Here is a 22,986-nt window from a genome sequence, read left to right as displayed (position 1 = left end):
GTAATATATCGTCATTTCGAGCGGAGTGCAATGCAATCTGGAAATCTGTATAGATAGATCTCTCCATTCCGCTGCGCTTCAGTCGAGATGACGACCCGTCTACAAATTCACAGTTTAAAAAATTAGCCGTTAACCAGTTAACAGTTCTCAATTGGCAATTTAACAACCTCAGCAATTGATCAACCAAGCAACCTAAGCCATATATTTTCCAACTATCGGCATTCTTCTTCCCATACCGAAGGCTTTAGGCGACACCCTTAAAATAGGTGGTGTTTGGTAACGTTTAAACTCAGCAACATTTACCATCTTTAAAATGCGCAACACCAATGCTTCATCAAAACCCTGCGCAATAATGGCTTTTGAACCCTGTTTCTTTTCGATGTGCTGGTATAATATTTTATCTAAGATTTCATATTCAGGCAACGAATCAGAATCTTTTTGATCAGGCCTCAATTCTGCTGAAGGTGGTTTAACAATAGTATTAACCGGTATAATTTCCCTCTCCTTATTGATGTACTTGGCCAGTTCAAAAACCTGCATTTTATATACATCCCCAATGACGCCAATCGCACCACACATATCTCCATACAAGGTACCATAACCTACTGCGCATTCGCTTTTATTAGAGGTATTCAATAAAATATAACCAAATTTATTGCTCATCGCCATGTTAATGATGCCACGGATACGGGCCTGGATATTTTCTTCGGTAAGATTAAAAGGCAAGCCTTTAAAAGCTGGTGCCAGTATATGATCAAATGCTTCTGCAACTTCTTTAATTGGCACAATTTCGTGCATGCAACCAATATTGTTAACCAAATCTAAAGCATCCTGAACGGAATGGTCGGAAGAAAATTTAGAAGGCATTAAAACAGCCATTACATTCTCCGGCCCTAACGCACTACAGGCCAGGGCACAAACCACAGCAGAATCAATTCCGCCCGATAAGCCCAAAACTGCTTTACTAAAACCAGATTTCCTAAAATAATCTTTAATGCCTAAAATCAATGCATCGTGAATCTGCTCAATATCTGTCAATCTTTCCGATTTAGGGTATTTATTGCGCACGCTTTCAACCTCTTCTAAATCAAAAACCTGGAGATCTTCTTCAAAATACTTCATCTCTGCTTTCACGGCTCCATCAGCATCGAAAACCAAAGAACCGCCATCAAAAATAATCTCAGTCTGTGCACCAATCTGGTTGACATAAAATACTGGCAGGTTATACTTTTTTGCATTATCAGACAATACTTTAATACGTTCATCATCATGGGTATAAGAAAAAGGAGATGCTGCAATATTAATCATTACATCTGGCTGCTCCTTAATCAACTCATCCATTGGATTTGATACATATAATGGATTATCGTTGATATTCCACAGGTCTTCGCAAATGGTTAAGGCAATTTTTTTACCCTTAAAATCGATACAGTTAAATTGCGTGGCAGGTTCGAAATAGCGATATTCATCAAATACATCGTACGTTGGTAATAGTGCTTTTTTAACAACTGCCTTAACTTTTCCTGCTTCGATAAAATAGGCTGCGTTATACAGGTCTTTCCCCTGTAATATTTCATTTTTTATCGGCAAACCGACAATACAAGCAATATCTGTACAATGCCCGGCTATCTCCTGAGCAGCACTTTCGCACAGTGCGATAAACTCATCAAACTCCAAAAAATCTCTTGGGGGATATCCACAAATAGCTAATTCCGCAAACACAATCAGATCAGCTCCTTTATCTTTAGCCAATTGAATATTTTCGGTTATTTTTTTAGTGTTGGCCTCAAAGTTTCCGATATGGTAATTAAGTTGTGCTAGTGCTATTTTCATGGTTGTAGTATCAAGTGATGAGAAGTGAGTATCAAGACAATGTACACGATTAAAAGAATACGCCGAAGTTAAGCGCCAGGTAATGATTTTTAACATTTCTGGCTTTATCTGTTACAATATTAGTGAAACCGTTATTAAAAGTTAAACCGGCAACGATGCTGGTATTGCCCGAAATATCAAATTCGCCACCTCCACCAATAATTAATCCGGCACGATAAAGTTTGATGTTATCAGACACATTTAAATTATCGCCAACAACCGATCCACCTGTAACCGCATCTTGTTTTGCACTAATGTTGATTGAATTAGACAACCCAAACTGGCCATACCAACGTTTCCCATCAGTCTTTACGGTTTTTAATTTAATGGTTAATGGCAGGTCTATGTATTGTAGTTTATATTTTAAATCGTAAGCTTTTGGTGCTGTACTGCTATTGGCTGCATAATAAGGTAAAACATTGGCTTCTGTACTTTTACCGTTAACAGAGGTGATGGTTAGTGCAGTTGAAAAACTATAATTTGGAGCAAAATTAAAATCACCAATTAATCCATAAGAAAAGCCCAAAGCTATTCCTTCTGTTTTTCCCTGCTCCGGTTTAATCCAGCCAAAAGTCGGGGTAGCAGTTAAACCTAGCCTAAAGCCGTAACTGGTTAAAGGAGAGTTTTGCGCCCATGCGCCAAAACTTAAAACAGACAAAATTAAAATGGTCGATATTCTTTTCATGCTATAGGTGTTTATATATATTTGTGATACATGATGTATAACGTAAAACACTGGCAAATTTATCTAATTTTTCTTTTTGCCATCACATTTATTTCCTGCAGACATAGCAACAGGCCCGATGTAAGTAATATACAGGTAAACATTAAAATTGAAAGATTTGATAAAGAGCTGTTTAACGGAAAAAACAAAAATGCGATTGATGTAAACAAACAACTAACTTCAAAGTATGGTGTGTTTTATGATGATTTTATCCATCGGATTTTAGACAGTAAATATTCCAACACCGAATCGCTGACCAATTTATACCACGATCAGGCCTATACCGATTTAAGCAAAGAAGTTGATAGCGTTTTCCCAAACTTAAAAGTTCAGGAAGAGGGATTAAACGAAACTTTTAAATACATTAAATATTATTACCCGAAAGCGAAGATTCCAAAATTTATTTCTTTTGCTTCGGGTTTTGCTTACCAAATGCCCGTAGGTGATAATTATCTGGGCATTGGTTTAGATATGTTTCTGGGTAAAGACAGCAAATTTTACAGGGCCATTGTGCAAAGTGTACCCTTATATCTTTCCCGAAGGTTTGCACCTGAATATATTGTGCCCCGTGTAGCCGAAACGTATGCCCACGAAGAACTTTTTGCTGAGCCTGATGATAATAGAACACTGTTATCTAAAATGATTTTCCAGGGAAAGATTTTATATTTTCTTGACCAGGTTTTGCCTGAAAATTTAGGCGATTCTACCAAAATCGGATATACGCAACAGCAATTAGACTGGGCACAAAATTTTGAAGGAGATATTTGGGCATATTTTTTAGAGAACAATTACCTGTATGAAACCGACTATCAAAAAATTCAGGTATTTTTATCAGAAGGGCCATTTACGCCAGGTTTAGGCGAAAATAGAGATTCGGCACCAAAATTGGGTGTATGGATGGGCTGGCAAATTGTTAAGAAATATATGAAAATTCATCCTGATGTTACTTTGCAACAATTAATGGCAGATAACGATGCGCAGAAAATTTTAAATCAATCGAAGTATAAACCTAAACAACAGCGATAGTTATCAGTTTGCAGTTTTTAGTCATCAGTTTTAAGGGCCAAAACAATTTAACAATACAACAATTAAGCAATAAAATTGATCAGTTGAACTTTTAAGTAATCATCCTAAATTAAATCTATGAAAGTTGGCATTGTATTATCGGGTGGAGGAATTAGGGGAATAGCTCATCTAGGCGTTTTAAAAGCCTTTAGCAATTTGGGCATTACCTTTAGTCACATTAGCGGAACAAGTGCAGGAGCGATAGCCGGAGCCTTTTTTGCTGCTGGTATAGATCCCGAAGAGGGATTAAATATTTTCCTCAAAACGAAGCTATGGCGCTTTGTACGCCCGGCAGTAGGTTCACTAGGCTTAATTAATATCGAAAATACCGCTTTAATTTTAAAGGAATATTTTCCGGAAGATTCAATTGAAAAGCTAAAAATACCACTAACCATTGCTGCTGTAAATTTTAGCGAAGGCCGGTTGGTTTATTTTACAAAAGGGCCGCTAATCAGAGCCATTCATGCCTCCAGTTGTATACCTGGCATTTTTAAACCCATTATGATTGATGGTCAGATGTATGTGGATGGCGGCATTTTAAATAATTTCCCGGTCGAACCTTTAATGGATGAGTGCGATTTCATTATAGGCTCGTCCTGTAACCACCTTAAACCAGTTGATAAAATTACAGGTATCACCAATTTAATGGGCCGTGCGGGCATCATGTCTATCAATCATGATATGGAAAGAAAGGCTAAATTCTGTAATGTGTTAATCGAACCAAAAGGTTTAGGCGCCATTAGTACATTCGACATGAAACGTGCAGAGGATATTTACTGGCTTGCACACGAGGAAGCCTTAATTACCATTAAAAATAGTCCAACAATCTCTGAATTAATTACAAAGTAACAGGTAATCAAAAAACCAAATTTGGTAAAAATGTAATATTAAAACTACATTATTATTTATTTTTTATACTTTTAAATATCATATAAAAAATACAATTATGAAATAAAAATATTACATTTCTTTTGGTGGTAACACAATAATATTTTACTTTAGGATTATACTTCACAAATGTGAGGTAAGCTAAACCTAAATGTCTACCTATGTTTTTCAACCAAATTATTCTTTTCCAAAGAAGAAGAATTCCTGTCTTCACTATTTTCTGACTTGTTTTTCAGCTAAAAATCAGATCATTATTTACCTAAAAAAACCTAAACATGAAATTTTTTAAATTAAATAGAACCTTATTAACTGCCCTTGCGCTGTCTTCAGTATTATACGCTTGTAAAAAAGAAAGACCTGCAGAAACTGCAGATTTAGAGAAACCAGAAATAGCTGCTGTTAATCCGCTTGGTAACATTCAGATCTGTACAGAAAGATCTTTAGATGGTACTATCCCAAGAGGCGCCGTTCTAAAGTCAACAAAATGGACTCCGGGAACTACGATTAAAGTGAGCTTAAACGGAAGTACAGCAGCTATCAGAGCTAAAGTAATCCAATACGCGAAGGCATGGGAACAATACGCCAACATCAAATTCAACTTTGTAACAAACGATAATACAGCCAAAATCAGGGTAAGTTTTGTTAGTGGAGATGGATCCTGGTCTTACATCGGAAAATCAACTCCCAGCACAGGTGCTACCATGAACTATGGCTGGTTAACTGCAAGCACAGCAGATTCTGAATATAGTCGCGTAGTTATCCACGAATTCGGTCACGCTTTAGGATTGATCCATGAGCACCAACACCCATTAGTAGCTATACCTTGGGATAAGCCTGCTGTTTATGCCTATTATGCTGCAGCACCAAATTATTGGAGTCAGGCAGATGTAGACAATAACTTATTTGCAAAATACAGTACTACACAAACCAATTATAGTGCTTATGATAAAAATTCGATCATGCACTATTCGGTTCCAAATGAATTAACTATCGGTGATTTCGAGGTGGGATGGAATACTGTATTATCAGCCACCGATAAATCATTTATCGCCTCAGTATATCCATTTTAGAAAATAATTATTACACATAGTGGTATAACTGGCCACTATGTGTATTTTACTGCTATAAAATAAAAACAGATATGCTGGTCGCTTGGCGGATTTCCTTCTTCAAACAGTTTTTAGTCTGCTCAATCCTGATCCTATTCTGTAAAGTTGTATCAGCACAAGACAACCCTCACAAGTGGAGCGTAAAACCTTATATCGGTCTCCAGCAATCTAAATTCGATTGGTCTATTGCCGGCAATGCGGCCGGAACCAGTCCGAATGTACTATCAGAACTGATCTGGAAAAATCTTAAAGGGCCTGGTTTTGGGTTAGACATCAAATACAGTATTACCGGGCGGTTCAGTGTTAAAGCCACCAACCAATACAGCAGCATAACTAAGGGCGAGGCAGAGGATACCGATTATACAGATGATAACAGGCAAAATGCTTTTTATTTCGATCTGCTCAACGCAAATAAAGGTTACTTATATGATGCCGGTTTACAGCTCAGTTACCAACTGCTAAAATTTGGCGATTTTAACATCAATCCAATTGCCGGACTTTCATACCATCAACAAAAATTTCATCTGTTAGAAAGTGCAAATAACCCCGACAGCAAAGGCTTAAACTCTACATACGAAGCAAGATATAAAGGCTTCGATTTTGGAGCAGAACTCGTTCTTAAAATGCAGAAATTCAGCATAAGTGCTAAAGTATTAGGCGGTTTTTATACTTATTCAGCAAAAGCCAACTGGAATTTAATTCCTGATTTTACAAAACCTGTAAGCTTTACACATAAGGCAAATTCCTTTTCATTAAGTGGCGATATCAAATTTGCTGTACCGGTAAGCGAAAGTTTACGGGTAGAAGTTGACTATAAGATCAATAATATCAACACTTACTCTGGTGTAGATAAAGCTTATTTTAATAGCCGGGCAACAGAGGAAACTCAGTTTAATGGTGCTAATTTTAGAAAAAATGCAATATTATTAGGATTAAATTTCAGCTTTTAATTTTTTAAGGCTACCAAACGTTCGCCTTCCAATACCGGAATTGTTTTGCACAGATTTAGCTGCAAACAGAACACAACATCTTCTTCTATATTCAACTGAGCCAGGCGATGGCTATGCGATGATTTGTGAAGATATTTTCTCAGATCTGCTTTAGCCAAAAAATATAAATCTTCTGCAGCTACACTGGAATCATCAAAATGTTCGAAATTTTGACGGAGATTCGTTACCACCGCACCAGCAAAAAGAGTATCCTCTAAATTGAACTGATCTTTCCACCCAGCACACAACAAAAGCACATTTTTATCCTGGCTTTTCAAATAACCACAAAGTGAATCCAAGTTCAGAAAAGATCCAATTACAACCTGATAGGCCCTTTTCTGTGCCAAATGTAAGGCCTTGGTTCCATTGGTAGTGGTTAAAACAACCGTTTTCCCGTTTACTTTTTCGTGAGTATAAGAGAATGGCGAATTTCCGAAATCATAGCCTGCAACTACCTCTCCATTTCGTTCGGCTGCCAATAAAAATCCGCTATCGCTATAGTTTAAACAATCTTCTACCTGAGCCACTGGAATAATCGCTTCAGCACCATTATCTATCCCATAAGTAATAGAGGAGGTCGCTCTCAAAATATCGATAACCACTACAATACTTTGTTCGATATCATATAGATCGATCAAGGCTGGCGTTAAACAAACTTCTATTTTTTTTGACATAGGTTTAGTATCCTGTATAAAGTATCAAGTAGCAAGACAAATTCCATCTTGCTACTTGATACTGGCAACTTATCTATTTATAAAAAGGAAACTTAACCACTTTAGCTTTAATTGGCGTATTGCGGATTAAAATAAAAACTTCAGTTCCTTCTTTAGTGAAATCTTTTGCAATGTAGCCCATACCGATTGCTTTTTGCAAAGAAGGTGCCTGGGTACCAGAAGTTACTTTACCGATGATATTTCCTTCAGCATCAGCAATTTCATAATCATGGCGCGGGATGCCACGGTCGATCATTTCGAAACCAACCAATTTCTTTTGAATACCAGCTTCTTTTTGCGCCAATAATGCCTCGGAATTGGTAAAAGATTTAGAAAATTTAGTAATCCAACCTAAACCAGCTTCAATTGGTGAGGTAGTATCATCAATATCATTTCCGTATAAACAGAAACCCATTTCCAAACGCAAAGTATCACGGGCACCTAAGCCAATTGGCTTAATATTATACGGTGCACCCGCCTTAAAAATAGCATCCCAAATTTGATCAGCATATTGGTTTTCGAAATAAATCTCGAAGCCACCAGCTCCCGTATAGCCAGTTGCAGAAATAACCACATTATCAACACCAGCAAAAGTACCTTTTACAAAAGTATAATACTCCATTGAAGCCAAATCAACATCTGTTAAGCTTTGTAAAGCATCAGCCGCTTTTGGTCCTTGAATGGCCAAAAGAGAGGTTTGATCAGAAATATTGTGCATTTCAACATCTTTCGAATTGAATTGCTGAATCCAGTTCCAGTCTTTTTCAATGTTTGATGCATTTACCACCAACATATAGCTTTTATCATCTATTTTGTAAACCAAAAGATCATCTACAATCCCGCCATCTTGATTTGGCAGGCAAGAGTACTGAACTTTTCCATCATATAATTTAGAAGCATCGTTACTGGTTACGCGTTGAATAAGATCCAAAGCGTTTTCACCCTTAAGAATAAATTCGCCCATATGGCTTACATCAAAAACACCTACACCATTTCGAACAGTTGCATGTTCAGCATTAATACCTTCGTAAGTAACAGGCATATTGTAACCTGCAAATGGAACCATTTTAGCGCCTAAAGCGATGTGTTTTTCTGTTAATGCGGTGTTTTTCATCCGTAAATTCTATTTTTATGATAATGAAGCCAGTATAGCTGATATTCTTTGAATTATGACAGCTTTATTCGTTAATCTTCTTGGGGTGCAAAAGTACTAAGAAAAAGACAAAATTCTGAGCTTAATTTTAAGGAGTTTTTGGACTGAAACCACTTTAACTAAGTCATTATTGTCCGGCGGAATCTTCATTTTGAGCGTAGCCGGGAAATCTATAAGTTGCATTAGATTTCGCTTCGCTCCAGTCGAAAGGATGAACGAAATATATAATTCGTCTTTTTTAGCTTCTATCTGATTACATTTTAGAGTTGACAACTTTCACTCTTGATGCCTATTAAAGTCGTCAAATCTGAAATCCACCTATGCACTCACCAATTCTTCGTAAATCTTCAGCATTTTACTGGAGATTAAATGCACACCATGGTCGTTTTCGACAGTCTTACGAGCGTTCTCTCCTATTTCTACCCAACGTTTCGGGTTAATGATACACTGTAAAATCGACCGGTAAAATTCATCTGCAGAATCAGCAATTAAAATATCATGTCCGTGCCTGCAATTAATTCCCTCTGCGGCAGTAGTGGTGGCAATAATGCATTTCTTCATGGCCATACCTTCAATAATCTTTACCCGCATTCCGGTGCCTGAAATTAAAGGAACAATCATAATCGCCTTTGAGTTCATAAACTCTACCGCATCGAACACTTCTCCCTCTACAATCAGGTTTTCTGAATCGTATTCGAAGAAGTGTTTTTGCATGTTTTTCCCTGCAATATAAAAACGAAGGTCTTTATTCAGCTTTTCGATATCAGGCCAAATATCATCCAAAAACCACTCTAATCCCTCCTGATTTGGTCGCCAATCCATTGCACCTAAATGAAACAGTGTAGGAAAACTTGTTTTACTTTTATCTACTTTATATTTTTCTAAATCGATGGCAACGGGAAAAACCGACATTGGAATTTCGCAGCCAAACATTAATATACTCTGCCGATCGGGTTCACTAATGGCAAAAATATGGTGGAAACGGTTAATCTGATCGGTTTCATATGCTTTGAGCCGCTGGGCTAAAAAAGCTAAATACTTACGCCGGATGAGAAACTTTTCTGAATGAGAAAGACGTTCCCAAAGGGTAAATTCGATATTGTGTGCCCTATAGATGAGCTTGGCATTACTGTTTGCCTTAACCACATCCAGGTAAGGAACAACAAAAAGCCCCTCAAATTGAATAATATCAAACACATTTTCGCGTAAGAGATTTTCTAACTGCCGGGCAGCATCTTCGCTATAATAACGAGAAACGTTGTACGATTCGTTCGTGAAAATATTAAAAAATGCCGACCATACATTTACATCGGTATCTAAATCGTAGGTATGGTATTTAATCTGTTCAAAAATAGGATCATAGATATCTTCAATATCGATCCGTCCTTTTGTGGGGTTGAGGCTAAACAAAGTAATATCTGCGCCAAGTTGCAGCAAACCTTTTATGGTGTTATAAACCACAATGGGATAACCACTATTTGGCGGAAAGGGAACCCGCTTAGTAATCAACAGAATTTTCACAATGTTGTAAAATACGAAATTTTAAGCGTTTTTTGAAAACAGTTCTAACTGAGGATCGCTTACATTAAAAGTTCTACGGTGAAAGGGTGATAATCCGATTTCGATCACGGCTTTACGGTGTGCTATTGTGGGATAGCCTTTATTCTGCATCCAGTTATAATGTGGATAATCGATATGTAAATTTGTCATGTATTCATCTCGGTGCGTTTTTGCCAGTATAGAAGCCGCCGCAATGTTTAAATATTTACCATCACCCTTAACAATACAACTATGCGGAATCTGCGGATAGGTTTTGAAACGATTGCCATCAATCACCAGATATTGGGGCTGGGTATGTAATTGTTCAATCGCCCTGTGCATGGCCAAAAAAGAGGCATTTAAAATATTAATGCGATCGATTTCTTCATGATCACAAGAAGCTACAGCCCAGGCCAAAGCCTCTTGCTCAATAATTGGCCTTAACAGCGCTCTTTGCTCATGCGATAACTGTTTAGAATCATTTAATCCATCTAACACAAAACCTTTTGGTAAAATAACCGCAGCAGCAAAAACAGGACCTGCAAGGCAACCTCTTCCAGCTTCATCACATCCAGCCTCTAAAAATTCTTCCTGATAACAGTTTAATAACATGTTGCAAATTTACTGAAATAGAGATACTAAGGAAATTATTTTGTTCAACATCTTTTAAACATTAATTTTAAGGATAAAGGATTTCTAATGTATATCATTAAATTAACGCTTATTTTTTGCCTGTTATGTTTTACGTGTTTTGCACAAAAGAAAAAACGGAATATAATAGAACCTCCTTTGGCCCCACCCTCAAGAGCAGATTATGATGTTTTAGAAAAACGCATGGCCTGCATCCATCGAAATACTTACTTACCTGGAGAAAGATTAAAATTTTTCCCATTTGACCAACACAAAAAGGTGATGCTGATTTCTTTTGAACCACCGGAGCTAAGAGCAGAGATCATTTATACCGATACCACTAAGGCTTCGATCAACACTCCGATTAAGGAAGAAGTTTACCATGCATTATTGGAAAAAAAACAAAAATTAGATTTAACAAGATTAAAAGAAAAAAAGATTTTATCAGCTTTGGAGCTGGATAAACTTACCGATGTACTCTATAACTTTGGCTATACTTCTACTAAAAGCTACAAAGGATTACTGATAGCAGAATCAGATGGATATAGATGTTATGAACCACGAAATGCAATTGTATTCTTAGATGAAAAGGGATTGATAGCAGAATATATTGAGATTTGTTTCGAATGCCATCGAAGAAAAGAAAGCTCAGAAAAAATGAAGACAGGAGAATTTTGCACCGAAAAATATGACCTGATCAAAAAATATTTTCACACAGTTGGAATTAAATACGGAACAGGCAAAAATGTACATTAATTTTAGATCATGAAATACAATGAAAGCTTAACCCTCCGAGTTGCTGAAAGGTTAATGCACATAGAAGATGTGACGGAAAAAGAGATGTTCGGTGGACTTATTTTTATGGTGAACGGTAAAATGTGCATTGGTATTTCTAAGAACAGCATCATGGTGAGGCTTGACCCAGCAACTTTAGAAAACCTGTCGCATAAAGACGGCTGGGAACAAATGGTGATGGGCGGCATACTGATGAAGGGCTACATTTCGGTTTCAGAAGATGTTTTAAGCCGGAATGATGAGCTTGATTTCTGGGTTAACCTTGCCCTGGCCTTTAATCCCTTTGCAAAAGCATCAAAAAAGAAATAATCACATACACAATCTATTGTCATGCTCCACATTTAAAAACTAGCAAGAGCCATATTTTTTGATTAATTTTATGTTAACTAATCAAATTTTATGAAAAAACGGGCTGCTGTAGCGGTATTTCTGCTAGGTATTTCATTTACGGTTTTAGCTCAGGTTAAAAGAACTGCAACACAAACATCAACAGCAAAAGAAACAAACACACAACAATTAAGAGCACAAGTTCCTGAGGGGCATTACTGTGATTATTGCAAATTAAATTACCCGGAATCTCACTTCCCTTGCATCATGAAATCTATTAAAGGTAAACTGGATGTGACTACTGGTGAGGTAAGTTTCGTTGCAGGGCAACCTATTGGCGGCATTGTAGTTAAAGGCGGTAAAAACCCGGGGGGCAATATCATTACACTTGTGACTAACCAAAATGGAGAAATAGAATTTAATAATACCAGCATGGGGAGTTATAAATTTACCATTTCAGTACCTTCCACTAATCCCAAATCGAGGGTGGCAGGATCGCCAATTGGAGGAATAATTGTTAAAGGCGGTAAAAATCCCGGTGGAAGTTTAATTACGTTAATGACAAACGAAAATGGAGAAATAGAACTGAATGACCTTCCTGCAGGGTTATATAAATTCACAACACTGGGTGCTTCGGAAACTGAAAAAACTAATCCTATGTATAAATCGGGTTATTCAGAAAAGACCAACCCCTTATCTAAAAACTAAATTCGTTAAATTTACACTACATTCCATTTTTGGCACTATTATGGAATCTTTCGGGTTTGTGCATCTTTAAATTGTTACACATTTAAAACACACATTATGAAACGTTTAAATTTAATATTGAGCCTTACATTTCTTTCGATAGGATTTCATTCTTTTGCCCAAACCAATAAAGAAACTACAGTAAAAATTGTAGCAGATAAAAATTATACTTTTGTTGCCAACTCAGCCTTGCCAATGTCGAACAATGATGTTAACAGAGTATTAGCAATGATGCCAGGCGGTCAGGGAGGCGCTTCAATAAACCTAACGGGATCGCAATATGATGTAAAGGTTACCAAAGACAGTATTGTTGCTTATCTGCCCTATTTTGGAAGGTCTTTTTCTGCTCCGATGGATCCGACACAAGGTGGTATTAAATTTACCTCAAAAAAATTCTCCTACACCGAATCGAAAAATAAAAAAGGAACCTATATTATCCAGATTGATACTAAGGATGTAACAAGAGAAAATTATCGGTTTACTATTAATATTTCGACCAATGGTTATGCTTCGCTAACTGCTAGCAGCATGAATAAACAACCTATCATTTTTAATGGTTATTTAGACGAGCCGAAGAAACAGGATTAGGTACTTGTCATCCTGAGGGATAATATTTATTGTATAAAAATCAATATGAATCCCTTGAGAAATCGTCATTCCCAACTTGATTGGGAACCACGGAGTGCTCATGAATGCCCTTGAAACAAGGGAATACTTATGAATAATCTTAAAACGCTTGCATTAAGATTCCCGCATGCGCGAGAATGACGACCGAAATAGTGGATTCTGTCAATGGTAGCCTGTCGAAGGGCCTACTTAAATTCGTATTAAAGCATTTCGACAAGCTCAATGTGACATATCGATAATTAAATTATTTCTTAATCAACTCGATCTGAAATATATGGGGCCATTTCTTGCCGGCTACAAAAAGCCTTTTGCCTGCATTATCGTAAGCAATTCCGTTTAATACATTATTGGCCTTTTCATCTTCTGTTTTAAAGTAATCAGCTGGTAATAATCCAGATAAATCAATCTTGCTTTCAACGGCGCCGGTTTCCGGGTTGATGATCATGATTTCATTGGTTGTATACACGTTTGCATAAATTTTACCATCAATAATTTCAAGTTCATTCAGATTTTGAATCGGGCCCTTATTATCAAAAACATCAATCGAACCAATTTTCTGATAGGTATCCTTATTCAGAAAAAAGATCGTGTTTGAACCATCGGTATTCAATACTTTCTCTCCATCAAAAGCCAGGCCCCAGCCTTCTCTGCCTGTAGTGTAAGAAAACTCGGATAGTTTTTTGAAGGTAGCTTTATCATAAACAAAGCCTACTTTTTCGCGATAAGTTAGCTGAATAATCTTGTTTCCGATCACGGTTATGCCTTCGCCAAAATACTGCTTATCTAAATCTGTTTTCTGAAGAATTTTCCCGGTTGATGGATCTACTTTACGCAAACTCGAATGGCCATAATCGCCGGCACTTTCGTAGAAGAAACCGTCATGGTATTCTAAACCTTCTACATACGAAGAGGTATCGTGGGGCAGGCTCTTAATCACTTTATAAGTATATTCAGTGGGTGCCTGAGCCGCCAGCACATTAATATTTGAAGTTAGATCTTCTGATTTTCCCGCATCAAATATTTTGGCAGTTAGCAGGTGATTACCCAATTTTAAACCCGCTGTTTTAAGTTTGATGGCTGAAGTATCAGTTTTTGAAGCTACTTTAACGGTATCGATCAAATAAACTACCGAATCTACTTTTTGCTCGGATCCAAACTGTACCTTCACATCAAATTCATTTCCAGATGGTACATTAAGACCGGTTAAAGGAGAAATAAAGCTACGGTAAGTTGTGGTAGAGTGGTCTTTACAAGAACTCACGAATGCAAGTGCAATTCCAATAAATAAGAAATTTTTAATAGGGTTAATCTTCAGGCCAAAACGCATCTTCTATATGGTTTAATTTATAATTTTTATTTTTTGTAAAGGTAATCGCAATAATATCAAAACGGATATCATTTTGATGATTCATGATGTCAATATAGGCATTAGCGGCCAATTCCATCTGAATTTGTTTCGCTTTGTGTACAAATTCTTCTGGTTCGCCAAAAGCAACCGAACTCCGCGATTTAACCTCTACAAAAACCATAATGCCATTTTTATAAACAATTAAATCTACCTCTGCCTTACCATGCGTCCAGTTTTCATCCAAAACCTCATAACCCTGATCTTCGAGATATTGTTTGGCAATTTTTTCGCCTTCTTTACCTAAATCATTATGGAGCGCCATATCTAATTATTGAATGATCGAATTTTTCATTGGACAATCGTCATACTGGAAAAACCGTCATTTCGAGCGGAGTGCAACGCAGTCGAGAACCCGAAGGCTCTGCGAAGCAAAATCTGTTTAGATAGATCTCTCCATTTCGCTAAGCTTCAGTCGAGATGACGAAATCTCTACAGGACTCCAGTCATTTGTAATTTACTTAACAATAACTGAGCCCAGAAACTTAGAAATTTCTCTCTCTACACCTTTAATCACTCCATAACGTTGCATTAAAATCATCTGGTTATCCTCGTTCTTTTCTTCTTTAATTTCTTTCAACAGATTCATCAATATTTTTTCGACTTTACGTTTTTTAAGGTGAAAAATGCCTCCTAAAATAGTCGCTTTTAAATTCATCGATTCATCTTTAACATAGATCAGATGTTTATTTAACCAGTTTTCACTTAAAGCGTACTCGGAAGTAGAAAGTGTAATCGCAAGATCGGCAATATCCCGATCTTCATGCTTAACAAAATGGTTCGATGTAGGTAATCTGCCATTGTCGATTTCTGATTTATAATAATCGATAATTCTTTTGCAAAGTGGATCATCAAATTCTACATCGCTCAGGTTTTGCATGATGAATGAACCGATGTACATATCATCAATTTTATCCCAGTTTACAAATTCGTGCCCGAAAGCTAACAACAAGCGCACAATTTCTTTTTCCTGGTGCTCATCCTCTTCTACGGGCTGCTCGTAACCCTTTGGGCCCGCACTGTCATCCCATAAATCATCAGGCGGGCCAAGTGGCTCAGGTGCACCGGGAGAATATGTTTTTGGACTTGATGAAGGGGTTGCACGCTGGTTGTTATCAAAGCTTTTTTTGAGCTTGGCCGAGCGCATTTTATTTAATTCACTCAGTAAGATATGTTCATCAATTTCAAGTAAACTGCTACACTCACGGATAAAAACAGATGCTTTAATCGGGTCAGGGATTTTGGCAATACTTTCTACAATATCACGGATAATACCTGCTCTTTTGATCGGATCGTTGCCCGCATCTTTAAGCAGCACATTCGCCTTGTATAAAATAAAATCTTTTCTATTCTCCTCAAGATAGGTTTTAAATGCCCCGGCGCCCACATGATGCATATAAGAATCAGGGTCATGGCCATCGGGGAAGGAAACGATTTTTACGTTCAGCCCTTCTTCCAGGATCATATCCAAGCCACGCAGAGAGGCTTTAATACCCGCAGCATCACCATCAAACAAAATGGTAATGTTCTGGGTAAAACGCCCGATCAGTTTAATCTGCTCTACCGTTAACGAAGTACCTGATGAGGCCACTACGTTTTCTATACCGGCCTGATGCACCGAAAGTACATCGGCATAACCTTCGGCCAGGTAACAGTTATCGAGATCGCGGATGGCTTTTTTGGCGTGGAACAAGCCATAAAGCACATTCGATTTGTGGTAAATTTCGCTTTCAGGCGAGTTTACATATTTGGGAACATTTTTATCGGTTTTAAGTGTTCTACCTCCAAAACCGATTATCCTACCGGTAAAGTTGTGGATGGGAAACATGACCCGACCGCGAAAGCGATCGTAAATTTTACCATTATCGTTTTTGATCGATAATCCGGTGGCTTCTAAAAACTCTAATTTATGACCTGCATTGGTTGCGCTTTGCGTCATCGCATCCCACACGTCAGGAGAATAACCAACCTCGAATTTTTTCAAGATATCTTCCCTGAAACCACGCTCTTTAAAATAGCTCAGGCCTATCCCCCTGCCCTCATCTGTTTCCCAAAGCTGTTTTACGAAAAACGCAGCAGCATATTGTGAAACAACGTAAAGGCTTTCTTTTGCGCTTTGTGCTTCAGCATCCTGCGTACTGAGCTCGGTTTCCTCAACCTCTATATTGTATTTATTGGCTAAAAATTTAAGTGCTTCCGGATATGAATATTTTTCATGATCCATAATAAAGCGCACTGAATCGCCCCCTTTACCACAACCAAAGCATTTATATATGCCCTTAGTTACAGATACGTGAAATGATGGTGTTTTTTCGCCATGGAAAGGGCAATTACCAATTAAACTGGTTCCGCGTTTTTTTAAGTGCACAAAATCCCCAACTACCTCCTCAATGCGGGCGGTATCCATTATCTTATCTATCGTTTCGCGGTTTATCATACCCCAAACCCCTTAAGGGGCTTTTACCTTTCTTTTAATGTAAAAAATATTTTCTTCGGTTCGCAATGAAGAATCGGCTTGTTTAAACACAAAGATAACAGAGAAAAAATACAAAGAACGCAGAGAAAATTTCTTTGTGTTCTTTGCGAAATGCTTTGCGGGCTCTGCGGTTTAAACCCCTATTATTTAACCAAAGGCAATAACTGATCAGCCACCAATTTATTACCGGTTTCGTTCAGGTGTACTCTATCAACTGTTAAAATGCCTTTTTCTTTATCTTCAGAATTATTTTTCGCTTCGTATTCTGCGAAAATCTTTCTTAAATCGCATACCGGAAGGTTGTTTTTTGCAGCCAACTCTCTGATGCCGGCAGCATATTTATTTAAATCGGCATCTAACTCATTGGTACCATCTTTTTTCTCGCCAACAACTGATGGGGTAACCAATACCACTTTGCTACCTACGCCCTGTATTTTATTGATCAAAGCCTGATAAAACTTTAAATATTTATCATAATCGGTTCCGGTATGGGAAGATTGTTTATGCCACACATCATTAATACCCACATAAATCACTACTAAATCAGGTTTCTTGTTCAAAACATCATCTTCTAAACGCAGATAAAGATCATAAACTTTATTGCCGCCTATACCAGCACCAATTACATCGTATTTTGTAGAATCTAGTGATTTTTTGATCAGGGTTACATATCCGTTTTTAGAAACACCCTGTTGGGTAATCGAATCACCGAAAAAGATAATCCGTTTTGGTTTAAATGTCATTGAGGTTAATGCAATTAAGCAAAAGCTTAGTAAAATACTCGTTTTTATTACTGTTTTCATCGTGTATAATTGGTTAGGTTATTTTTTATCGGTCTTTTTAAAATCCAGGTCCTGAAAATCGAAACTGAAATCGGTTAATGGAGAAATGGCTTCTATTTTAAAACCATCGGCCAGAGCATTGTTATCTAAACTGAAATTAACAAAGGCATCAGCATCCAAACTTCTGTCGTACCATTTTGCAATAAAGGTATTTCCCTTATAGTAAGTCATATCGCCCTTCAGTTTTGGCGCATTTTTGGCCTGAAAATGCATTTTACCGTTCACTTCACTAATGGTTACTTCGCCAAACCACGAATCGCGGAAAGTGCCATAGTAATTTTTAGCATCAGGTTTCGAAGTTGATAATTTTTGTTGAGCAGCAATATCATTCCAAACTTTGGCGACCATTTCATCAGCCTGTTTTTCGTTTCTTAACCTGTTATCGTTGTAGGTTTTAATCCTGTCCTGACCTTTGATTCCCAAATAACCATCTTTGATCGAATTGGTAATGGAGTTAAAAGCAGCTCCGGATTGCTGGTTTGTTAACACGATAATACCCAGTTTCAGTTCAGGCAGAATGGTAACCTGTGTTACAATACCTGATAAACCACCAGTATGTGTAGCCTGAAAATTACCATTAACGTTACTCAAAAACCAGCCTAAACCGTAAGTGCTAAAAGCAGCCGGATTACCACCTGCGATAATGGTTTGCGGGGTCCAGAGTTCTCTCGCCACAGCAGGGCTGAATAACCTTTTATCAAGGGTCTCTCCATATTTACCACCGTTGATCATCGCCATTACCCATTTGCTCATATCGGTAACATTTGAGTAAATCCCTCCTGCTGCATTGGCGATTTCGCCAAAGCTTAAGCCTACGGGAAGCAGTTTACCTTCGTAAGGTGCGTGTCCGTCAATTACATTCGATTTATCTTTTAAGCGGTACCATGAAGCTGCCGTTTTAGTCATCCCCAAAGGTTTAATAATTCTTCCTTCAATAAAATCTTCGTAAGTAGTTCCAGAAACCCTTGCTACCACTTCTCCGGCAACAATGTACATCAGGTTATCGTAATCGTATTTGGTACGGAAAGAGGAAACCGGTTTTAAGTACCGTAAATTGTGAATGAGCTGCTTTTTATCCACAGTTGATGAATCGGGCCAGATCATTAAATCGCCTGCGCCTAAACCTAAACCACTGCGGTGTGTAAGCAAATCGCGGACGGTAAACTCACTGGTTACGTAGGCATCGTACATTTTAAACTCAGGAATTATATCGGTCACTTTTGTATCCCAGGTAATTTTCTTTTCATCAACCAGCATACCTAAAGCGGCCGCTGTGAAAGCCTTTGTATTTGATGCAACACCAAAAAGGGTATTCTCATCAACCTTTTTATTGGTCCTGATGGAGCTTACCCCGTAACCTTTTAAATGAATAATTTTACCATCTTTGATTACAGAAACTGCAATTCCGGGAACATTAAAGGTATTTAACGTTTTTTCGACCACACTATCGATCTGTTTTGAAGAAAGCACCTGTGCCTGCACATGGATACCCAAAAACAGCAATAAAGCAATGGATATTTTGAATTTTACAGAAGAAAAAAGTTGCATATTAATCGGTTTAAATAATCGTTTAAAGATAATAAATCTTTTAGGCGATAGTTGAATCCTTATTTGCCCTTTTCGAGTTTGTAATCTTTATGTACAATTAAAAAACTTGCCCGTTCTTCTTTTTTGAAAGGATAATCCCAGTTACCCTGATAGGTAATTTTGGTTGGTAATTTATCTTCTCCGAAATAACCCATTTCTATATTCATCTGTACATCAAAATCAAACAACATATTGCTGTATTTCATGTCGACATAACGGCCAAGAATATTAAAATTCCGTTTATCAAAAATGGTAACCAGTTCTTTGATCATGATGCCATCTTTTGTCCAGCTGCTCAAATCAGGTTTAACTGAAACCTTGAAACGATAAACCGGGATAGAATCGAGATAAGTACCACTAGTGAAGCCATAATCATAATACTGGCGCATATTGGCCGAAAATATTTCGGTTTTACTACCGATAAAGGGCACTTTTACGGGTCTGCCTGGATTAAAAATCAAGGTTTTCAATTTGTCTTTATAACTTTCGTTTGTTCCACCCTTTCCATCAGGTTTTGGCGCATTCGGTACAAAATCAGTGTTATAAGCATTCATAAAAATGTAATCGAACATTTCTACGGTATATAACTGGTACTTTCCGTTTTTCTTATAAATTTTTCCGGTATCCTGTTTTACCAGGTATTCCATTTTATAAGGACCGCTATTGTTGTGACGGATTTTGCGGTAAATTTTTCCATCAACTTTGTTCTTTTTATCATAGCTGTAAATCCTGTTTTCGGCAATAAAAGTATAACGTTTCATATCCCTAAACGACTGATAAAAGGAAGTATCATACATCACCTTTCTGATAAATGTTTCTACATTTAACTTTTCGGCCTTAATATTTACAGCCGAATCGAGTACAATGGTTTTAATGGTGTCTGGATTAAAACGGTTGATTTCCTGCGCAAAACCTTTATAGAATAGAGATGTTAACAGTAAAAACAGAAAGACTTTTTTCATGCAAGTAAGATATGTAAAATGGAAAATGTGGGATGGAAAATGTAAAACGGATGATTGAAGATAGATAATGGAACTTGACTCCCCCATCACCCATCTTACCTATTTACATCTTCCATTCTAATTCCCTAATTGTTTTAAAGCAATATAAGCCATTAACCCGGTTGATATTTTCAAGGCGTCTTCATCCACATCAAACCTTGGTGTATGTACTGAATATTGTGTATCTTTTGTTGCATTCCCAGTACCTAAACGATAAAAACAGGCATCTGTTACCTGTGAGTAGAAAGAAAAATCTTCGGCGGCCATCCAGATATCTAAATCAACCACATTTTCTTTTCCTAAAAAATCTTCGGCAAAGGCCCTCGCGTTTGCCGTTAATTTTTCTTCGTTAATTAAAAATGGATATCCTCTATGAATATCGAAATCGCAGCTTCCGCCCATGCTTTCGGCAATGCCTTCGGCCATTTTTTTCATGCGTTTGTGCGCTTCATCTCTCCATTCTTCATCCAAAGTTCTGAACGTTCCTTCAATTTTTACTTCATTCGGAATAATGTTGGTTGCACCGTTGGCAATTACTTTACCAAAAGACAGCACTGATGGGATACGTGGATCAGCATTGCGGCTCACCACCTGTTGCAAAGCAATTATGATATGTGAAGCGATTACAACCGGATCGATATTTTGGTGTGGTTGTGCGCCATGACCACCTTTCCCGGTTACGGTAACATAAAGTTCATCTGTCGAAGCCATGTAAATACCAGAACGGAAACCCACTTTACCGGCATCAATCAATGGCATTACATGCTGACCAACAATATGATGTGGTTTTGGATTTTCGAGTACACCTTCTTTGATCATGATACTTGCTCCACCTGGTAAAAGTTCTTCAGCAGGCTGAAAAATCAGTTTAATGGTCCCGCCGAAATTATCTTTCATTTGATTTAGGATATAAGCTGTGCCCAAAAGTGAAGAGGTATGTACATCATGTCCGCACGCATGCATTACCCCATGATTTTTAGAACGGTAAGGTTTATCATTAGCTTCATGGATAGGTAAAGCATCCATATCGGCACGTAGTGCAATAACTTTGTCAGAAGACAGGTTTCCCTTAATTAAACCTACCACACCTGTATTGGCACAATCGGTATATTCGATGCCCCATTTTTTTAATTTATCCTTAATGAACAATGAGGTTTCGAATTCTTTGAACGATAATTCGGGATTGGCATGGATATGTTGACGATAACCTACTACATCGTTAAAAATGTGAGCGGCCAGTTCCTGTACTTTATTTTTGATCATTGGTTGTTGTGGTATCTAAAGTTGGTGCATTTATTTTTTCCCTAAAAATAAACAGTGTAGGGAAAGTTGGTCTGAGTTCGTTGATAAGGCGCTGTGCCTCTAAGCGGCTTCTGAAATCGCCCACCCGAACGTAATAGTTAGGTTCTTTATAGGTGAGGTAAGTATTTAACTGGGGATATAGCCCTTTAAAACGTGCCTGCTGGTTAAAAACCTCGCGCCGGTCTGATCCATAAAAAATCTGTACGCGGTAACCATAGCCTGAAACAATCGGTTTGCCAGGCTTTACCTCCCCTGAAGTTTTATAAACTTCTAAACGTTTAGCAATTAAACTATCGATTAAAGGATCTTTTATAACTGTTACTTCTCCTTTTTGTGCAAAAACAGTTATGGTAAGAAATAAACAAAATATAAAAGTTATTGTAGTTTTCATGAGCAAAATAATTGGCATTTGATGAGGAGATGTATCGTCTCACTTCTTCTTAACAACAAGAATGCCGAAATCGTTGCAAAAATCGGCATTCTTTATGGGTTAAGCAAATAGTTATCGTTTGGGAGAAAATCTAAAAGATTTTAGGGCTTATGAATGACAGAAAAATTTAAGAAGATAACCTCTTAGCAATGTCGTCATTTCGAGCGAAGTGCAGCGCAGTCGAGAAATCTTTTAAAAAATAGGTAATAGGTTAATAATAATTCAAAGATTTCTCCATTCCGCTGCCGTAAAAATCGGCACGCTTCAGTCGAAATGACTATTGATCACGATGATCGTGCAAATCAAAAAACCCAGATTCCTTTACTAAACCTGGGTTTTTAGCATTATTTCCAACAAGATATTCTTAATTCGCTTTCTTTTGCTCTAAGGTAAATTCGTAAACTGTCGGGTCGTATTTCATCATTGCGCCTGTAGCAATATCAACAATAAAACCAGGAATGAATAATAGATTTACCACAGATACGGCATTAAAAGTAGTTACGGGCTGGAAAGTTTTGGTTTCGTAACCATCAAGTTTTAAAGAGATGGTCTGTCCGGTAAATCCTTTTTTTAAGGGTACTGCCATAGGTGTTACCCCTGCTTTAACCCCATCTACCTCAATGGTAGCGGCTGGAGGATTGGAATTGATTTGAACGGTTTGTTTTGTGCCCGTAAAAATAGTGGCGCAGCCAGATAGCAGCAATGTCGCTGAAACAGCGGCAATGTTAAAAATTCTTTTCATTTGTGTGTGTTTTTGTGTGTTTC

General features: G+C 37.5%; 23 protein-coding genes. 8 read left to right on the top strand and 15 right to left on the bottom strand.

Annotated features, from left to right (window positions below; genetic code table 11):
* Positions 1-192: 192 nt before the first annotated feature.
* On the bottom strand, positions 193-1,833 hold the full coding sequence (locus FFJ24_RS24575) for an NAD+ synthase (protein ID WP_138819733.1): 1,641 nt from the start codon (positions 1,831-1,833) through the stop codon (positions 193-195).
* Positions 1,834-1,882: 49 nt separating this feature from the next.
* Positions 1,883-2,557 (bottom strand): porin family protein, encoded by a 675-nt coding sequence (locus FFJ24_RS24570; RefSeq protein ID WP_138819732.1) that lies wholly within the window; start codon positions 2,555-2,557, stop codon positions 1,883-1,885.
* Positions 2,558-2,587: 30 nt separating this feature from the next.
* Here FFJ24_RS24570 and gldB point away from each other — a divergent pair, with 30 nt between their 5' ends.
* The 4 genes from gldB (at position 2,588) to FFJ24_RS24550 (ending at position 6,608) form a co-directional block, all read left to right on the top strand.
* Positions 2,588-3,622, top strand: a complete 1,035-nt coding sequence (gldB, locus tag FFJ24_RS24565) for a gliding motility lipoprotein GldB (protein ID WP_138819731.1) — start codon at positions 2,588-2,590, stop codon at positions 3,620-3,622.
* Positions 3,623-3,739: 117 nt separating this feature from the next.
* Positions 3,740-4,510 (top strand): patatin-like phospholipase family protein, encoded by a 771-nt coding sequence (locus tag FFJ24_RS24560; RefSeq protein WP_108197491.1) that lies wholly within the window; start codon positions 3,740-3,742, stop codon positions 4,508-4,510.
* Between the two features lie 314 nt (positions 4,511-4,824).
* Positions 4,825-5,619, top strand: a complete 795-nt coding sequence (locus FFJ24_RS24555) for a M12 family metallopeptidase (RefSeq protein ID WP_138819730.1) — start codon at positions 4,825-4,827, stop codon at positions 5,617-5,619.
* A gap of 71 nt (positions 5,620-5,690) precedes the next feature.
* On the top strand, positions 5,691-6,608 hold the full coding sequence (locus tag FFJ24_RS24550) for an omptin family outer membrane protease (RefSeq protein ID WP_138819729.1): 918 nt from the start codon (positions 5,691-5,693) through the stop codon (positions 6,606-6,608).
* Here the strand turns inward: FFJ24_RS24550 and FFJ24_RS24545 are convergent.
* The 4 genes from FFJ24_RS24545 to FFJ24_RS24530 all read right to left on the bottom strand — a co-directional run bounded on the left by FFJ24_RS24545 (position 6,605) and on the right by FFJ24_RS24530 (position 10,664).
* Positions 6,605-7,321, bottom strand: coding sequence for a 2-phosphosulfolactate phosphatase (locus tag FFJ24_RS24545; RefSeq protein ID WP_138819728.1), 717 nt, complete (start codon positions 7,319-7,321; stop codon positions 6,605-6,607). The genes FFJ24_RS24550 and FFJ24_RS24545 overlap by 4 nt on opposite strands.
* A 73-nt stretch (positions 7,322-7,394) precedes the next feature.
* Complete coding sequence (gcvT, locus tag FFJ24_RS24540; protein WP_138819727.1) at positions 7,395-8,474, bottom strand: glycine cleavage system aminomethyltransferase GcvT; 1,080 nt, start codon at positions 8,472-8,474, stop codon at positions 7,395-7,397.
* Between the two features lie 357 nt (positions 8,475-8,831).
* Positions 8,832-10,034 carry a glycosyltransferase family 4 protein gene (locus tag FFJ24_RS24535; protein ID WP_029275534.1) on the bottom strand — a complete coding sequence of 401 codons (1,203 nt, stop codon included), beginning with the start codon at positions 10,032-10,034 and terminating at the stop codon, positions 8,832-8,834.
* A 21-nt stretch (positions 10,035-10,055) separates the two neighbouring features.
* On the bottom strand, positions 10,056-10,664 hold the full coding sequence (locus tag FFJ24_RS24530; protein WP_138819726.1) for a ribonuclease HII: 609 nt from the start codon (positions 10,662-10,664) through the stop codon (positions 10,056-10,058).
* Positions 10,665-10,751: 87 nt separating this feature from the next.
* Between FFJ24_RS24530 and FFJ24_RS24525 the strand changes: the two genes are divergently transcribed.
* From FFJ24_RS24525 to FFJ24_RS24510, 4 genes are all read left to right on the top strand, one after another.
* Positions 10,752-11,438: a hypothetical protein gene (locus FFJ24_RS24525; RefSeq protein ID WP_138819725.1), complete on the top strand. Its 687-nt coding sequence runs from the start codon at positions 10,752-10,754 to the stop codon at positions 11,436-11,438.
* A 9-nt stretch (positions 11,439-11,447) separates the two neighbouring features.
* Positions 11,448-11,786, top strand: coding sequence for a TfoX/Sxy family protein (locus tag FFJ24_RS24520; protein WP_138819724.1), 339 nt, complete (start codon positions 11,448-11,450; stop codon positions 11,784-11,786).
* A gap of 90 nt (positions 11,787-11,876) precedes the next feature.
* Positions 11,877-12,512, top strand: a complete 636-nt coding sequence (locus FFJ24_RS24515) for a hypothetical protein (protein ID WP_138819723.1) — start codon at positions 11,877-11,879, stop codon at positions 12,510-12,512.
* A 96-nt stretch (positions 12,513-12,608) separates the two neighbouring features.
* Positions 12,609-13,139 carry a DUF4251 domain-containing protein gene (locus FFJ24_RS24510; protein ID WP_138819722.1) on the top strand — a complete coding sequence of 177 codons (531 nt, stop codon included), beginning with the start codon at positions 12,609-12,611 and terminating at the stop codon, positions 13,137-13,139.
* 283 nt (positions 13,140-13,422) lie between these two features.
* Here the strand turns inward: FFJ24_RS24510 and FFJ24_RS24505 are convergent, their stop codons facing one another.
* The 9 genes from FFJ24_RS24505 to FFJ24_RS24465 form a co-directional block, all read right to left on the bottom strand.
* Positions 13,423-14,505 (bottom strand): glutaminyl-peptide cyclotransferase, encoded by a 1,083-nt coding sequence (locus FFJ24_RS24505; RefSeq protein ID WP_138819721.1) that lies wholly within the window; start codon positions 14,503-14,505, stop codon positions 13,423-13,425.
* Positions 14,483-14,848 carry a YraN family protein gene (locus FFJ24_RS24500; protein ID WP_138819720.1) on the bottom strand — a complete coding sequence of 122 codons (366 nt, stop codon included), beginning with the start codon at positions 14,846-14,848 and terminating at the stop codon, positions 14,483-14,485. Before FFJ24_RS24500 ends, FFJ24_RS24505 begins: the two co-directional genes overlap by 23 nt.
* A 192-nt stretch (positions 14,849-15,040) precedes the next feature.
* Positions 15,041-17,020, bottom strand: a complete 1,980-nt coding sequence (gene dnaG / locus FFJ24_RS24495; protein ID WP_138819719.1) for a DNA primase — start codon at positions 17,018-17,020, stop codon at positions 15,041-15,043.
* A 182-nt stretch (positions 17,021-17,202) separates the two neighbouring features.
* Positions 17,203-17,862: an SGNH/GDSL hydrolase family protein gene (locus tag FFJ24_RS24490; RefSeq protein ID WP_138819718.1), complete on the bottom strand. Its 660-nt coding sequence runs from the start codon at positions 17,860-17,862 to the stop codon at positions 17,203-17,205.
* An 18-nt stretch (positions 17,863-17,880) separates the two neighbouring features.
* Complete coding sequence (locus FFJ24_RS24485; protein ID WP_138819717.1) at positions 17,881-19,449, bottom strand: serine hydrolase; 1,569 nt, start codon at positions 19,447-19,449, stop codon at positions 17,881-17,883.
* Between the two features lie 59 nt (positions 19,450-19,508).
* Positions 19,509-20,450, bottom strand: coding sequence for a hypothetical protein (locus FFJ24_RS24480; protein ID WP_138819716.1), 942 nt, complete (start codon positions 20,448-20,450; stop codon positions 19,509-19,511).
* 117 nt (positions 20,451-20,567) lie between these two features.
* Complete coding sequence (locus FFJ24_RS24475) at positions 20,568-21,752, bottom strand: M20 family metallopeptidase (RefSeq protein ID WP_138819715.1); 1,185 nt, start codon at positions 21,750-21,752, stop codon at positions 20,568-20,570.
* Positions 21,739-22,182 carry an SPOR domain-containing protein gene (locus FFJ24_RS24470; protein ID WP_138819714.1) on the bottom strand — a complete coding sequence of 148 codons (444 nt, stop codon included), beginning with the start codon at positions 22,180-22,182 and terminating at the stop codon, positions 21,739-21,741. Before FFJ24_RS24470 ends, FFJ24_RS24475 begins: the two co-directional genes overlap by 14 nt.
* Before the next feature lie 403 nt (positions 22,183-22,585).
* On the bottom strand, positions 22,586-22,963 hold the full coding sequence (locus FFJ24_RS24465; RefSeq protein WP_138819713.1) for a PEGA domain-containing protein: 378 nt from the start codon (positions 22,961-22,963) through the stop codon (positions 22,586-22,588).
* Positions 22,964-22,986 lie beyond the last annotated feature (23 nt).

This window comes from Pedobacter sp. KBS0701 (assembly GCF_005938645.2).
Lineage (GTDB): Bacteria > Bacteroidota > Bacteroidia > Sphingobacteriales > Sphingobacteriaceae > Pedobacter.
Note: the sequence above shows the minus strand (reverse complement) of the source record. Positions and strands in the feature narration are given on the sequence as shown.